Raw genomic sequence first — 13653 nt, 5'->3', positions numbered from 1 at the left:
AACGGGCAGTCGACCATGCAGCCTCGCAAACATCTGACAACCATCGGCTTCGATGCCGACGACACGCTGTGGCAGAACGAGCAGTTCTTCCGCATGACCGAAAAGCGCTTTGCGGCATTGCTCGCCGATCATGGCGAGGTCGAGCACATCTCGGCGCGGCTGCTCGAAGCCGAAAAGCGCAACCTTGCCGTTTACGGTTTCGGTATCAAGGGGTTCACCCTCTCAATGATCGAGACGGCGATCGAGGTGACCGAGGGCCGTGTGCCGGCCGCGACCATCGCCGAAATCCTTGCCGCCGGCCGCGACATGCTCGGCCACCCTGTCGAGGCGCTGCCGCATGCGCGCGAGACCGTGGAAAGGCTCGCCGGCGCCTATCATCTGGTGCTGATCACCAAGGGCGATCTGTTCGACCAGGAGCGCAAGCTGGCGGCCTCGGGCCTTGGCGATCTGTTCGACGCCGTCGAGATCGTCAGCGACAAGAGCGCCGCCACGTATGCCCGGATATTCAGTCGCCATGGCGGTAGCCCGCAGAACAGCATGATGGTCGGCAACTCGCTGAAGTCCGACGTTGTGCCGGCCATCGAGGCCGGCAGCTGGGGCGTCCACGTGCCGCACGAACTGACCTGGGTGCTGGAACACGTCGAGCCGCCGGTCGAAGCTCCCCGCTTCCGCTCGATTGCCGATCTTGGTGAACTGCCGGCCTTGATCGAAAGCATCGACAGGAAAGGTTGACCGCCTTACCTCGTTTCAGACAGTGAAGCGCGGAGTGCGATCAGCCGCGCCCGAGACCGATCAGCCGGTCGATCACCGGCTGCAGCCTTTCGGTGGTGATCGGCTTGGTCACCACCACATCGACCACGCTGGACAGCCCGAGGCTTTCGGGCGTGCCGGTCTTGGTTGAAAGCAGGATCACCGAGGGAAGCGACCGGCCCGACGCTCGCCGCAAGGCATCGATGGCCGACATCAGCGCGTCGCAATCCTTGTTGTCGGCGCCGCCATCGAGAACGACGGCGCCCGGAATGAGGGTGCGCAGTGTCTTGGTCGCCATTTCGAGTGACTCGGAGATCGGCTTCAGCCCGGACTTCTCGACGATCTTCGACACCACCACCCGGTTGATCGGCGATTTTCCGACGACCAGCACGTGGGAGAAATCCGTTGATATCTCGGAGTTCGCATCCCTGCTTGTCGACTTCAGATGTTTGGCGGTGTCGGTCTCGCGATTCACAGGGCACATGGGCGTTGCGGGCACTCGGCGCTGCTTCAATGCAGGGTTGAAATACGAGAGCCAATTGGCGCGAGATCGCGCGCCATGTCAAGCTGAAATGGCGGAGCCGGGAAATATAGCCAGAAATATTAAACCGCGAAACCAAGGTCTGTTTTCAGACTGTAGTTAAGTTCGTGCTCAGAAGCGAAAGTCACCCGCGCTGAAAACGCGCGGGTGACGTTGAAATCAGCCGGTGCATGACCGTGTCAGAAGATTCCGCAAGCACAAAGCTTCCGTGAGGGAAGATCATCCGTGACTCTGCTGCGTGACGATCACCGGGATCAGCAGGTCACCCCAATTGCCGTCGCCGCCATGGTGCCGAGCCGAGCGCACCAGTTCCACCGAAACGCCCGCCTCGACTGCCTTCATCACCGATTGATTGAGCCTGTGCAGGTCGTTAGCCAGCATGCGGATGGTCGCCTGCTGGTCGACGCTCATGGTGGTGGACTGCTCTTCTGCACGTTCCTTGACGCGGCTTATCGATGCCATTTTTCTTCTCCTGTGTCCCTTGCCCTGTTGGGCGTTTCCTCTGGTTGTTCGCTGTTATTCCGCTGCCGGCTTGAACTGGGCATGCTCGGTCGATTCATGCATGGCGGTGGTCGATGACTGGCCGCCGCTGATCGCCATCGACACCGCATCGAAATAGCCGGTGCCGACCTCGCGCTGGTGCTTGGTCGCGGTGTAGCCATGGACTTCGGCCGCGAACTCGGCTTCCTGCAGCTCGGAATAGGCCGCCATCTGCCGCGCTTTGTAGCCGCGGGCCAGCTCGAACATGCCGAAATTGAGCTGATGGAAACCGGCCAACGTGATGAACTGGAACTTGTAGCCCATGGCGCCTAGCTCGCGCTGGAACTTGGCGATCGTCGCGTCGTCGAGGTTCTTCTTCCAGTTGAACGACGGCGAGCAATTATAGGCGAGCAGCTTGCCAGGGTGATGCCTGCGCACGCCCTCGGCGAACTTCTTGGCCTGCGCCAGATCGGGCTTCGAGGTCTCGCACCAGATCAGGTCGGCATGCGGCGCATAGGCAATGGCGCGCGCGATGCATGGTTCGATGCCGTTCCTGACCTGGTAGAAGCCTTCGACCGTGCGGCCGGCATCGTAGTCGACGAACGGCTGGTCGCGCTCGTCAATGTCCGAGGTCAACAGTTTTGCCGCTTCCGCGTCGGTGCGCGCCACGACCAGCGTCGGCGTGCCCATCACGTCGGCCGCAAGGCGCGCCGCATTGAGGTTGCGGATATGCGCCGCGGTCGGGATCAACACCTTGCCGCCGAGATGGCCGCATTTCTTTTCCGAGGCCAGCTGATCCTCATAGTGGACGCCGGCGGCGCCCGCCTCGATGAACGCCTTCATGATCTCGAAGGCGTTGAGCGGTCCGCCGAACCCGGCCTCCGCATCGGCGACGATCGGCGCGAACCAGGTATCGACCGACAGGCTGTTGCCTTCCGAGGTCTCGATCTGGTCGGCGCGCTGCAGCGTGCGGTTGATGCGCTTGACCAGTTCCGGCGCCGCATTGGCGGGATAAAGCGACTGGTCCGGATACATGGCCGACGCGGTGTTGGCGTCGGCGGCGACCTGCCAGCCTGAGAGATAGATTGCTTTCAGCCCGGCGCGCACCTGCTGCATCGCCTGGTTGCCCGACATGGCGCCGAGCGCGTTGACGAAGTCTTCCTCGTGGATGAGCTTCCACAGCCGGTTGGCGCCCATTTCGGCAAGGCTCTGGCGGATCTGGACCGAGCCGCGCAGCCGCTTCACATCGTCCGGCGAGTAAGGCCGTTCGATGCCGTCGAAGCGGCCTTCGGGCGCGGATGGGACGAGATTGTAAAAATCGGTCATTTTTCACTCCAGATCAATCGATGCCAGTGTCTGCAACGCCGCGTCATCGGAGATTGTGCGCCGTCAATGTGTGACATCATTTACATTGCGGCGCGAAGAGAGCCTAGAGAAACCGCCATATCTCGCAGAAAATAAGAGAAAACCTGTGTTGTGTTTGACGGGCGAGCCCTGTAAATTTGTCACGATTGTAAAAACCGATGCGCGCTCATGGCGCGCAAGCGGTGTAAAATTCCTGTCAAGGACAGCCGATGGCCGACCAGAAGATCTTTGCGGGGCCGCGCATCCGCCGCATCCGCCTCGCCAAGGGCCTGACCCAGACGGCGATGGCCGAAGGCCTCGGCATCTCGCCCTCCTATCTCAATCTTATCGAGCGCAATCAGCGGCCGCTGACGGTGCAGCTGATCCTGAAACTGGCCTCGGTCTACAAGGTCGACCCGCATGAGCTGCAGGGCGAGGCGAGGGGGTCGATCTCGGCCTTGAAGGAGGTGTTCAGCGATCCGCTGCTTGCCGGCGAATTGCCAGGCGACCAGGAGCTGATCGAGCTCGCCGAGGCTGCGCCCAACGCATCGGCCGCGATGATAAAGCTGTTTCGCGCCTATCGCGAGCAGGCCGAGCGGCTGTCCGATCTCAACGAGCTGCTGGCGCGCGAGGGCAGGGCAACAGCACTTTCCGGCGCCAGGCTGCCGATCGACGAGGTGCACGAGATTTTCGAACGCCGGCCGAACCATTTTGCAGCACTCGAGGAAGAGGCCGAGGCCTTCACCTCGGTGCTCGACCCGGGCGATGATCTGTTCGGCGCGCTAAAGGCCTGGCTGAAGCGCGAATACGGCATCGTCGTCAAGGTGTTGCCAGTCGCCACCATGCCGAACTGGCGCCGCCGCTATGACCGCCATTCGCAGCGCCTGTTCCTGTCCGAACGGTTGTCGCCTTTCGACCAGTTGCGCGAGGTCGCCATGGAGGCCTGCCTGATCCGCATGACCGTCGCAGTCGCCGGCGAAATCCAGGCGCTGAAGCTCGGCACCGATGAAGCCCGCCGGCTCGCCCGCTTCGAACTCGGCCGCTACGCCGCCCATGCCTTGATGATGCCTTACCAGGCCTTTCATGCCGCCGCCGTTCGGGCCCGCTATGACATCGATGTGCTGCGCTCGCGCTTCGGCGTTTCCTTCGAGCAGGCGGCCAACCGTCTGACCACCCTGCAGCGTCCGGGTGCCTCCGGTGTGCCGTTCTTCATGCTCGAGGTCGACAATGCGGGAAACCGCTTCCGCAAGGCGGGCGGCCAAGGCTTTCCACAGAGCCGTTTTGGCGGCGGCTGTCCGAAACTGCCTGTGCATGCCGCCTTTGCACTGCCTGGCCAGATTCTGGTGGAGGCTGTAGAAATGCCTGACGGCGCCGAGTTCCTCTGCATCGCCCGCACGCTCGAGGGGCCGCAAGGCTCGTTCTCGGAGCGCCCGCGCCGTACCGCGCTGCTGTTGGGCTGCGACATCGGCTTTCGCGACGAGATCGTCTATGGCGCGGGGCTGCCGGCGTCGGCAAAGACCGGACAGGGCGCCGCCACGGCGATCGGCCCGGCTTGCCGGCTGTGCGAACGCATCGGCTGTCTCGCCCGCGCCGAGCCGCCGGTGACCCGCCCGCTCGGCCTCGACGAGATGGTGACGGGCTTGAGCGCCTTCGACTTTCAGTGATGCTTGTCGAGGTTTGGGGGTCCTCGAAGAGGCGCCTGCACATTAGCGACGAGAAATATAGATCCTGTCCCAGCCGAGGCGATGGAAATATTGATTAAGCATCGGCGCTGCGGTATCGAAAGGTGAGGGCAGCCAAGGGGGTGGCTTATATGGACGGGAAAGCTTTGTGGCTTGGCGTGGCGCTTGCCTTTTCGGCAGGGCCTGCTCTGGCGGAAAAATCCTCTGAATTCTTCAAGGGCTATCAACAGTATAGCGACGACGGCAAGGCATTCCTGGACAAGATCAATCCGAAGACCGGCGCGGTCGACCTTCCGGAGGGCATCCATCTCGATCTCAAGGACAAGTTCTACTTTCTGGACAAGAAGGATGCGACATCCGTTCTGACCGAGGCCTGGGGCAACCCGCCTGATACCGCCTCTGAAGCGATCGGCATGATTTTCCCGGCCAAGTATGAACCCATCGCCGGCAACGGTTGGGGCATCGAGCTGCGCTATGAAAAGATCGGCTATGTCGATGACAGCAACGCCGCCGCCATCGACTACGCCGAACTGCTGAGCAGCATGCAGGCGGACACTTTGTCGGCCAACGATCAGCGGGTGAAGGACGGCTATCAGCCGATCAAGCTGATCGGCTGGGCTTCGCCCCCTGTCTATGATTTCGTCCATAAGCGGCTGCACTGGGCAAAGGAGCTGCAGTTCGGCGACGATACCGTCCACACGCTCAACTACGATGTCCGTTTCCTCGGCCGGGAAGGCGTCTTCGTGATGAGCTACATCGCCACGGTGGAACAATTGCCGGAGATCAAGCAGAGCCTGGATGAAGTGCTCGGCGTTGCCGATTTCAACACCGGCAAGAAATACACCGACTTCCTGCCAGGCACCGACACCATCGCCGCAGTCGGCATTGGCGGCCTCATCGCCGGCAAACTGGCGGCCAAGGCAGGGCTGATTGCCGTCGCGCTGATCGCGCTGAAGAAGTTCGGCATTCTCGTGTTGGTTCCGCTGGCCGGTCTCTGGCGCTTCATCCGCGGCAACAAGACCACGTCATAGGCGCCATCGACTTTTTTGACTGAATGCCGCCGGCTGGCAGGCGGTGCGCCAAAGGGAATGCCGGGCTGGATCACGTCCGGCTGCAGCCTTTGCGCTAGGCGAATGCGGCACGTTTCCGTCGTCCATTGTGCATCATGCCGTCCCGAGATAGCCGACAGTCGCAACCATGACCGACACCGCATTAATGCCGATAACTGCTTCGCCGGCCGTGTCGCCGCGCGACGAGCGCATCGGCTTCCTGCTGGTGTTCCTGTCGGCGCTGATGTGGAGCTTTGGTGGCACCATTGCCCGCTTTATCGGCACTGCCGACAGCTGGACGGTGGTGTTCTGGCGCTCGCTGTGGGCGGCTGCGTTCCTGATTTGCTTCATGGCCTGGCGCGACGGCTGGCGCGGCGTGCCGCGGCTGTTTCGCGACATGGGCCTGCCCGGCCTTGCCGTTGCCGTGTGCTTCGCCACTGCCTCGACGTGCTTCGTTGTCGCGCTTGCCTACACCACCGTCGCCAACATCCTGTTGATGCAGGCCGGCGTGCCGCTGCTGGCGGCATTGCTTGCCTGGGTGCTGTTTCGCGAACGCGTCGCCGTCGCGACCTGGGTGGCGATTGCCGCCGTCATCGCCGGCGTCGCCATCATGGTGTCGGATTCGCTCGACGGCGCCGTATCGCCGATCGGCGACGGGCTGGCGCTGGTGATCGCCGTCATGTTCTCGATTGCCACCGTTATCACCCGTCGCTTCGCCCATGTCCGCATGACACCGGCGACCTGCCTAGGCACGATGCTGGCAGCGGCGTTTGCCGCGTCGCAAGCCACGCAGTTTGCGGTTTCCGGCCACGACATGGCTTTCCTGTTTGCCTTCGGCGTCGTCAATCTCGGCCTTGGCCTTGCCTTCTTCGCCACCGGCGCCCGGCTGGTCCCGGCGGCGATCGCTGCATTGCTCGGCACGTTCGAGCCGATCCTTGGCCCGATCTGGGTCTGGCTCGTCCATGCCGAGGTGCCCTCGGTGCGCACCATCATCGGCGGCGCCGTTGTGGTTGCCGCGCTGCTCGTCCATATCGGGATCGAATTCAAGCGCCAGGCGCGGCCGGCGCGGCCCGGCGTCACCGGCCTGCCTTCCCCGAATTGACGCTGCCTTTGCCCGTTTGACGGAGCCGCGCGCCCAAAGCGCGAGATGGGCCATTGACAACGTTGCTACCGCACGGGCAGGCTGGAGACACGGCAACAACAAGACAGGCGTATCTTGCCAAGTGTCCCCGCCGGTCGGACCAAGACCGGATCACAGCGTCGTATCCCTGCCCGCGCCACGGCGAAAGCCTCTGACGGCGTCGGCGTACCCGCCAGGCGGGCACACAGAGCCATCATCCATCGCTCGAACCGCCCGCATGGTGCCGGCAGTTCGCGCTTGTGGCTGCCCGGAAAGCTCAATACTCTGAAGCAAATGCCCAATCGCGCTGGAACAGCGACGAATTGGCGAAGGAACACTCATCAAAGGAGAACAGCATGATCCGCAAAGCGCTCTGGCTTTCGGCAACCTCGGCATTTCTGACGCTTTTTACCGTCGGTGGCCATGCCGAGGACCGCGTCGTCAACGTCTTCAACTGGTCGGATTATATCGACAGCTCGATCATCGAGGACTTCACCAAGGAAACCGGCATCAAGGTGGTCTATGACACCTTCGATTCCAACGAGATCCTCGAGACCAAGCTGCTTGCCGGCGGCAGCGGCTACGACGTCGTCGTGCCCAGCGGCAATTTCCTGGCGCGCCAGATCCAGGCCGGTGTGTTCCAGAAGCTCGACAAGTCGAAGCTGCCGAACATCTCCAACATGTGGGACACCGTTCTGGAACGGACCGCCAAATACGATCCGGGCAATGAATACTCGATCAACTACATGTGGGGAACCGTCGGCATCGGCTACAACATCAAGAAGGTGCAGGCAGCACTCGGCACCGACAAGATCGACAGCTGGGATGTGTTCTTCAATCCCGACAGCCTGGCCAAGCTGAAGGACTGCGGCGTCTATGTGCTGGACTCGCCTGCCGACATCATCCCGGCGGCACTGAAATATCTCGGCCTCGACCCCAACAGCACCTCGCCCGACGACATCGCCAAGGCCGAGGAAACCTTGCTGAAGGTGCGGCCCTACATCCGCAAATTCCACTCGTCGGAATACATCAACGCCCTCGCCAATGGCGATATCTGCCTGGCGGTCGGCTGGTCGGGTGACGTCTTCCAGGCGCGCAACCGGGCCGTGGAGGCCAAGCAGGGCGTCGAGATCGGCTATTCCGTGCCCAAGGAAGGCGCGCAGATGTGGTTCGACCAGATGGCGATCCCTGCCGATGCGCCGCATGTCGCCGAGGCACTCGAATTCCTCAACTACATGATGAAGCCGGAAGTGATCGCCAAGTCGTCCAACTATGTGTTGTACGCCAACGGCAACAAGGCCTCGCAGCAGTTCGTCGACAAGGCGCTGCTGGATGATCCGGCGGTCTATCCGGACGCCGAGACCTTGAAAAAACTCTATACGGTCCAGCCCTACGATCCCAAGACGCAGCGTCTGATCACGCGCAGCTGGACCAAGATCGTCACCGGCCAGTAAGCAATGCGACATGGCCCCGGCAGTCACCTGCCGGGGCCATTCTTCTGGGGCAAGAAGCAAAAAAACAGGACGGAGTGGGACATGAAATCGCTTGGCAGCATCCGCAGGGATTTCGCGCCATGGAACGACCCGAACGCCAAGCCATACATTCAATTCGAGAACGTCACCAAGAAGTTCGGCGACTTCACCGCCGTCAACAATCTGTCGCTGACCATTTTCGAGCGCGAGTTCTTCGCGCTGCTCGGCGCGTCCGGCTGCGGAAAGTCGACGCTGCTGCGGATGCTCGCCGGCTTCGAGGAGCCGACCGCCGGCCGCATCCTTCTCGACGGCCAGGACCTGCGCGGCATCCCGCCCTACCGGCGCCCGGTCAACATGATGTTCCAGTCCTATGCGCTGTTCCCGCATATGAGCGTGGAAAAGAACATCGCCTTCGGCCTCAAGCAGGAAGGCATGCCGGCGCCGGATATCGAAAAGCGCGTCGCCGAGATGCTGAAGCTAGTCAAGCTCGAGCAGTTCGCCAAGCGTAAGCCGCACCAATTGTCGGGCGGCCAGCGCCAGCGCGTCGCGCTCGCCCGCTCGGTTGCCAAGCGGCCAAAAGTGTTGCTGCTCGACGAGCCGCTCGGCGCACTCGACAAGAAACTGCGCGAGGAAACGCAGTTCGAGCTGATGGATATGCAGCAGACGCTGGGGCTCACCTTTGTCGTCGTTACCCACGACCAGGAGGAGGCCATGACCATGGCCGACCGCATCGCCATCCTTGAAAAGGGCGAGGTGATGCAGGTCGCCACGCCCGCCGAAGTCTATGAGGCGCCCAGCTCGCGCTTCGTCGCCCACTTTGTTGGCAATGTGAACATGTTCGAAGGCAAGGTCGCCGAGCGCGCGGGGAACACGACGCGCATCACCGGAGCGACCGGAGCCCAGATCGTCGTCGAAAACAGCGCCGATGCCGTCGCTGGTTCCAACATCGTCTTCGCCATCAGGCCGGAGAAGATCAAGGTGTCGTCCAAAAAGCCGGCCGATGGCGCCAATGTGCTCGAAGGGGAGGTTTATGACGTCGCATATCTCGGCGATATGACCGTCTATCATATCAGGCTTGACGACGGGCAGATGGTGCGGGCAAGCGCGCTCAACGCGGCGCGCGTCACCGAGGATCCGCTGACCTGGAACGACCGTGCCTGGGTCTCCTTCCGGCCGGACGCCGGCGTCGTGCTGACACGATAGGGGGCGGCCATGTCCAACATTGCCATCACCGACGCCGGCCCATCGACAGCGGCCAAACCATTGCTCACACGGCTCGGCGCCGGCTTTGTCAGTCGGCTCGTCATCATCGTCCCCTATCTCTGGCTGCTGTTCTTCTTCTTCATCCCGTTCATCATCGTCTTCAAGATTTCGCTGTCGCAATCGGCAATCGCCATGCCGCCCTACACGCCCGTGCTCGACTTCACGGACGGCATTTCCGGTTTCTTCGCCGGCTTCCGCGATCTCAACTTCGACAATTATGTCTGGCTGACGCAGGACGCGCTTTACTTCAAAGCCTATGTCACCAGCGTCATTATCGCTGCAGTCTCGACGATCCTGACCTTGCTCGTCGGCTTCCCCATCGCCTACGGGATGGCGCGCGCGCCGGTGACCATCCGCCCGACCTTGCTGATGCTGGTGATCCTGCCGTTCTGGACCTCGTTCCTGATCCGCGTCTACGCCTGGATCGGCATCCTCAAGCCCGAAGGGTTGCTCAACCAGCTGCTGCTGTCGCTGCACGTCATCAATCAGCCGCTGATCATCCTCAACACCTACACAGCGATCTTCATCGGCATCGTCTATTCCTACCTGCCATTCATGGTGCTGCCGCTCTATTCGTCGCTGGAGAAGATGGATTATTCGCTGATTGAGGCAGCCAAGGACCTCGGCTGTCCGCCGACCGCCGCCTTCTGGAAGATCACCTTCCCGCTGTCGCTGCCTGGCGTCATTGCCGGTTGCCTGCTGGTGTTCATCCCGGCCGTCGGCGAGTTCGTCATTCCCGACCTGCTCGGCGGCTCGCAGACGCTGATGATCGGCAAGACCTTGTGGAACGAGTTTTTCGCCAACCGCGACTGGCCGGTGTCGTCGGCCGTCGCCGTCATCCTGCTGCTGCTCTTGATCGTGCCGATCATGCTGTTCCAGCAGGCCCAGGCACGTGCCCAGGAGCAGGACAAATGAACGCCACCTGGAGCCGCTTCAACGTCACTTCGGTCGTGCTGGGCTTTGCCTTCCTCTATCTGCCGATCGTGCTGCTCGTCGTCTTCTCGTTCAACGAATCGAAGCTGGTCACCGTCTGGGGCGGTTTCTCGACCAAATGGTATGTTTCGCTGTTCCACAATCAGGGGCTGATGGACGCCACTTGGGTGACGGCGCGCGTCGGTGTCATCTCCGCCACGGTGGCAACCGTGCTCGGCACGCTGGCGGCCCTCACCTTGACCCGCTACACCCGCTTCCGGGGCCGCATCCTGTTTTCCGGCATGGTGTTCGCGCCGCTGGTCATGCCGGAAGTCATCACCGGTCTGTCGTTGCTGTTGTTGTTCGTTGCCGTCGGTCTCGACCGTGGTTTCTTCACCGTCACGCTTGCCCACATCACTCTGACCATGTGCTTCGTGGCCGTTGTCGTGCAGTCGCGCCTGGTTTCGTTCGACCAGTCGCTGGAGGAGGCCGCGATGGATCTCGGCGCAACACCTGTGAAGACCTTCTTCCAGATCACGCTGCCGGTCATCATGCCGGCTATCGTGTCCGGCTGGATGCTGGCCTTTACCCTCTCGCTCGACGATCTGGTGATCGCGTCCTTCACGTCTGGCCCCGGCGCCACCACGCTGCCGATGAAGATCTACAGCCAGGTGCGTCTCGGCGTGACGCCGGAGATCAATGCCGCCTGCACCATCCTGATCGCGGTTGTGGCAGTCGGTGTCGTCATCGCCTCGGTCGCCAACAAGCGGCGTGAGGTGCAGCGTCAGCTCGACGAACAGGCCGCGCAGCGCGGCTGATCCCGAGCAATTCCGTTCGGAATTGTGTCAAACAAACAGAGCACGGCAGCTCCCGGGGAGGGGCTGCCTATTCGCCCGAAATGCCGCGGCTGATCGGCGAGATGAACGGTGTGCTCCAGGTGCCGCCGACGAAGAAGGATGACTGATTGTTGGGGCCCTGCTGGCCATTGGCCGGCGCTGCCGCCGGATCGGCCTGGGTGATACCGCCCGACAGCGCCAGCCCGCGTCCGCCATAGGACGCGATGCCGGACAGCCAGATCTTGTATTTCGCCGAATTGGCCTCGGCCTTGTCCAGCCGCGCCACACCCTTCGAGATGGTGGCCTTGAGCTCGGCGCCGTCGATCGGCAGCGTCCCGTCCGAGACATCGTCGAGCGCGAAGAAGCCGCCCTGTTCGGTGTGCTTCAGAAACGCCGGCAAATTGAGCCCGCTCAGTGCGCCTGGCCCGAACGTCGCCGAGACCGAGCCGTCAGCGGTCTCGAAGATCGAGTCCCACGATTTCCCCGGCCCTTTGAGGATAACCGAGACCGTGCCGGTGCTGGCCGGCACCAATCGCGTCATGCCGGCAGCCTTGCCGAAAGCGGCGCCGTCAATGTCGGAGGCGAGCAGCCGGATCTCGACCTGCGAACCCTCCGGCTTGCGGTCGAAGCGCAGGCTGCTCTGAACGTTGCCGCCAAAGGCCGACGCATCGGAAATGTCGAAGACGGCAAGCCCGTTCTTGACCTGTGCGGTGGCGGCGACGTCGGCAAGCTGGATTGCGCCGGCCGAGGCATGCGCCGCCGATAGCCTCAGATCCAGATTGACGCGGTCGGCAAAGCTGGTGTCGATTTCCCCGGGGCCGGTTTCGCCGGTGGGCGCCAGCGGCGTGAAGGCGGAGAACAGCGACCTGAGATCGAGCGTATCGAAGGCGAGCGTGCCGGAAATCACCGGCAAGGCGTCGCCGAACGAGAAGTCCAGCGCCCCCATTCCCGGGTTGTTGTCGAGCGCGACCGCGGTGTTTTCGAATTTGATGCGGCCGGCCGTCGCCGTGATCTTGCTCGAAATCGACACCGAGCCGATTGCGGCGCCCGGTGCAATTCCGGCCTGCGACCATTCCAGCACGCGCCGCAGCGACGGTGCGGCGAATTTCACCTGGCCGTCGAAATAGGCGTTTTGCGACATGCCGGCCGTGCCGTCGAACGAGAAGCTGGCCGGCGCAGCCTTCAACGAAAAGGTGATTGGCGCAGCACCGCCGGCAAACAGAACCAGCGGATTGGCCGAGGACGCATCGACGGTGACGCTTTCGCCGCGCCAGATGCCGGTCGCCGACAAGGTCGCATTGCTGTTCATCGCCGCCCAGTTTGCCTGGCCGCTGAGGCTGGTCAGCAATTCGACGTCCTTGCCGCCGATGGAGGCGACCAGGCGGCCGTCCCTGAACTCCACAGTGCCGAACGGATCGGTCGGCAGCTTGCTCAGATCAGGCTTCGCCGGATCGGCGCTGACCACGCCGCGCGCGGTGTCGATGGAGCGCGTGATGCGCCCTCCGGTCGGCATGGCGGGCATAAACATGCCGTTTGCGGTGCGCTGGACCCGGATCGTCGGCCGCACCAGCCGCGCCGTCGAAAACACCACATCGCCCTGCAGCGCCGCCATGGCTGAAAGGTCGACCTCGACCCGCTCGGCTTCGATCACCGGCGGCGCGTCGGTCTCGGTCCACTGCGACAGCGTGACGTCGCTCAATATGGCGCGGAAGTTCGGCCACACCTCGATACGTGGCGAACCGTCAATGGTGACCCTGAAACCGCTCCATGCGCTCATCTCCCAGGCGATGCGGTCGCGCACGATCCGGGTCGAGGCAATCAGCGGCAGAGCGGCGACGACCAGCGCGATGACGAGCACGGCAACGCCGATCGCCCATATTCCGTGCCGGATCAAAGGTGATGGCATATCGCCCCGTATGCTTTCATTCCGACAAAAATCGCCCGATGGGTGTAACCCAGCGCTGACGCATTTCAAGTCTTTATGGCCCGGCGATGGCAATTGCGCACACCTGGCCGAGTTTAGCTGAACAAAATCTTGCTCTGCCGCATGGCGATAGGCATAAGCGATGCAGCTTCAGCCTGGCACGAGACGCGGCGTTTTTGGGACAGCGGCGTCTGTAAAGCTGGGGCTAATGCATGTCGCCCGGAAGTGCGCAGCGGTTCCGGGACAGCGACATGCATAGAAACAAAAGCATATCAGTCTT

At 62.5% G+C, this 13653-nt stretch carries 12 protein-coding genes; 8 read left to right on the top strand and 4 right to left on the bottom strand.

What is annotated here, in order from left to right:
* The first annotated feature begins 15 nt into the window (after positions 1–15).
* Positions 16–732 carry an HAD family hydrolase gene (locus AC1D1L_RS00370; protein ID WP_477337908.1) on the top strand — a complete coding sequence of 239 codons (717 nt, stop codon included), beginning with the start codon at positions 16–18 and terminating at the stop codon, positions 730–732.
* A gap of 40 nt (positions 733–772) precedes the next feature.
* Here the strand turns inward: AC1D1L_RS00370 and AC1D1L_RS00365 are convergent, their stop codons facing one another.
* The 3 genes from AC1D1L_RS00365 to aceA form a co-directional block, all read right to left on the bottom strand.
* Positions 773–1234, bottom strand: coding sequence for an ANTAR domain-containing protein (locus tag AC1D1L_RS00365; protein WP_142870044.1), 462 nt, complete (start codon positions 1232–1234; stop codon positions 773–775).
* Between the two features lie 276 nt (positions 1235–1510).
* A complete protein-coding gene (locus AC1D1L_RS00360; RefSeq protein ID WP_006202762.1) occupies positions 1511–1753 on the bottom strand; it encodes an SMc00767 family acetate metabolism repressor in 243 nt (80 codons plus the stop codon).
* Between the two features lie 54 nt (positions 1754–1807).
* Positions 1808–3097 carry an isocitrate lyase gene (gene aceA, locus AC1D1L_RS00355; RefSeq protein ID WP_477337905.1) on the bottom strand — a complete coding sequence of 430 codons (1290 nt, stop codon included), beginning with the start codon at positions 3095–3097 and terminating at the stop codon, positions 1808–1810.
* Between the two features lie 248 nt (positions 3098–3345).
* On the opposite strand from aceA, the gene AC1D1L_RS00350 reads away from it, so the two are divergent.
* From AC1D1L_RS00350 to AC1D1L_RS00320, 7 genes are all read left to right on the top strand, one after another.
* Positions 3346–4779 carry a helix-turn-helix domain-containing protein gene (locus AC1D1L_RS00350; protein WP_477337903.1) on the top strand — a complete coding sequence of 478 codons (1434 nt, stop codon included), beginning with the start codon at positions 3346–3348 and terminating at the stop codon, positions 4777–4779.
* Positions 4780–4928: 149 nt separating this feature from the next.
* The gene (locus tag AC1D1L_RS00345; protein ID WP_477337901.1) at positions 4929–5828 is read left to right on the top strand and encodes a DUF2167 domain-containing protein; all 900 of its coding nucleotides are present in this window, start codon (positions 4929–4931) and stop codon (positions 5826–5828) included.
* A 184-nt stretch (positions 5829–6012) separates the two neighbouring features.
* Positions 6013–6948, top strand: coding sequence for a DMT family transporter (locus AC1D1L_RS00340; RefSeq protein ID WP_477337899.1), 936 nt, complete (start codon positions 6013–6015; stop codon positions 6946–6948).
* Between the two features lie 374 nt (positions 6949–7322).
* Positions 7323–8420, top strand: a complete 1098-nt coding sequence (locus AC1D1L_RS00335) for a polyamine ABC transporter substrate-binding protein (protein ID WP_477279726.1) — start codon at positions 7323–7325, stop codon at positions 8418–8420.
* Between the two features lie 81 nt (positions 8421–8501).
* Positions 8502–9641 carry an ABC transporter ATP-binding protein gene (locus AC1D1L_RS00330; RefSeq protein ID WP_477337897.1) on the top strand — a complete coding sequence of 380 codons (1140 nt, stop codon included), beginning with the start codon at positions 8502–8504 and terminating at the stop codon, positions 9639–9641.
* Positions 9642–9650: 9 nt separating this feature from the next.
* Complete coding sequence (locus AC1D1L_RS00325) at positions 9651–10616, top strand: ABC transporter permease subunit (protein WP_477337895.1); 966 nt, start codon at positions 9651–9653, stop codon at positions 10614–10616.
* Complete coding sequence (locus AC1D1L_RS00320; protein ID WP_477337893.1) at positions 10613–11431, top strand: ABC transporter permease; 819 nt, start codon at positions 10613–10615, stop codon at positions 11429–11431. Before AC1D1L_RS00325 ends, AC1D1L_RS00320 begins: the two co-directional genes overlap by 4 nt.
* 67 nt (positions 11432–11498) lie before the next feature.
* Here the strand turns inward: AC1D1L_RS00320 and AC1D1L_RS00315 are convergent, their stop codons facing one another.
* Positions 11499–13355 carry an AsmA family protein gene (locus tag AC1D1L_RS00315; protein ID WP_477337891.1) on the bottom strand — a complete coding sequence of 619 codons (1857 nt, stop codon included), beginning with the start codon at positions 13353–13355 and terminating at the stop codon, positions 11499–11501.
* Positions 13356–13653 lie beyond the last annotated feature (298 nt).

This window comes from Mesorhizobium sp. P2_D6, from assembly GCF_056404315.1.
This window is presented reverse-complemented; position numbering and strand designations above follow the sequence as displayed.

Bases quoted from the DNA above. Each gene is read 5' to 3' on its own strand.
- AC1D1L_RS00370 (WP_477337908.1), top strand. From the start codon at position 16: ATGCAGCCTCGCAAACATCTGACAACCATCGGCTTCGATGCCGACGAC.
- AC1D1L_RS00365 (WP_142870044.1), bottom strand. From the start codon at position 1,234: ATGTGCCCTGTGAATCGCGAGACCGACACCGCCAAACATCTGAAGTCG.
- AC1D1L_RS00360 (WP_006202762.1), bottom strand. From the start codon at position 1,753: ATGGCATCGATAAGCCGCGTCAAGGAACGTGCAGAAGAGCAGTCCACC.
- aceA (WP_477337905.1), bottom strand. From the start codon at position 3,097: ATGACCGATTTTTACAATCTCGTCCCATCCGCGCCCGAAGGCCGCTTC.
- AC1D1L_RS00350 (WP_477337903.1), top strand. From the start codon at position 3,346: ATGGCCGACCAGAAGATCTTTGCGGGGCCGCGCATCCGCCGCATCCGC.
- AC1D1L_RS00345 (WP_477337901.1), top strand. From the start codon at position 4,929: ATGGACGGGAAAGCTTTGTGGCTTGGCGTGGCGCTTGCCTTTTCGGCA.
- AC1D1L_RS00340 (WP_477337899.1), top strand. From the start codon at position 6,013: ATGCCGATAACTGCTTCGCCGGCCGTGTCGCCGCGCGACGAGCGCATC.
- AC1D1L_RS00335 (WP_477279726.1), top strand. From the start codon at position 7,323: ATGATCCGCAAAGCGCTCTGGCTTTCGGCAACCTCGGCATTTCTGACG.
- AC1D1L_RS00330 (WP_477337897.1), top strand. From the start codon at position 8,502: ATGAAATCGCTTGGCAGCATCCGCAGGGATTTCGCGCCATGGAACGAC.
- AC1D1L_RS00325 (WP_477337895.1), top strand. From the start codon at position 9,651: ATGTCCAACATTGCCATCACCGACGCCGGCCCATCGACAGCGGCCAAA.
- AC1D1L_RS00320 (WP_477337893.1), top strand. From the start codon at position 10,613: ATGAACGCCACCTGGAGCCGCTTCAACGTCACTTCGGTCGTGCTGGGC.
- AC1D1L_RS00315 (WP_477337891.1), bottom strand. From the start codon at position 13,355: ATGCCATCACCTTTGATCCGGCACGGAATATGGGCGATCGGCGTTGCC.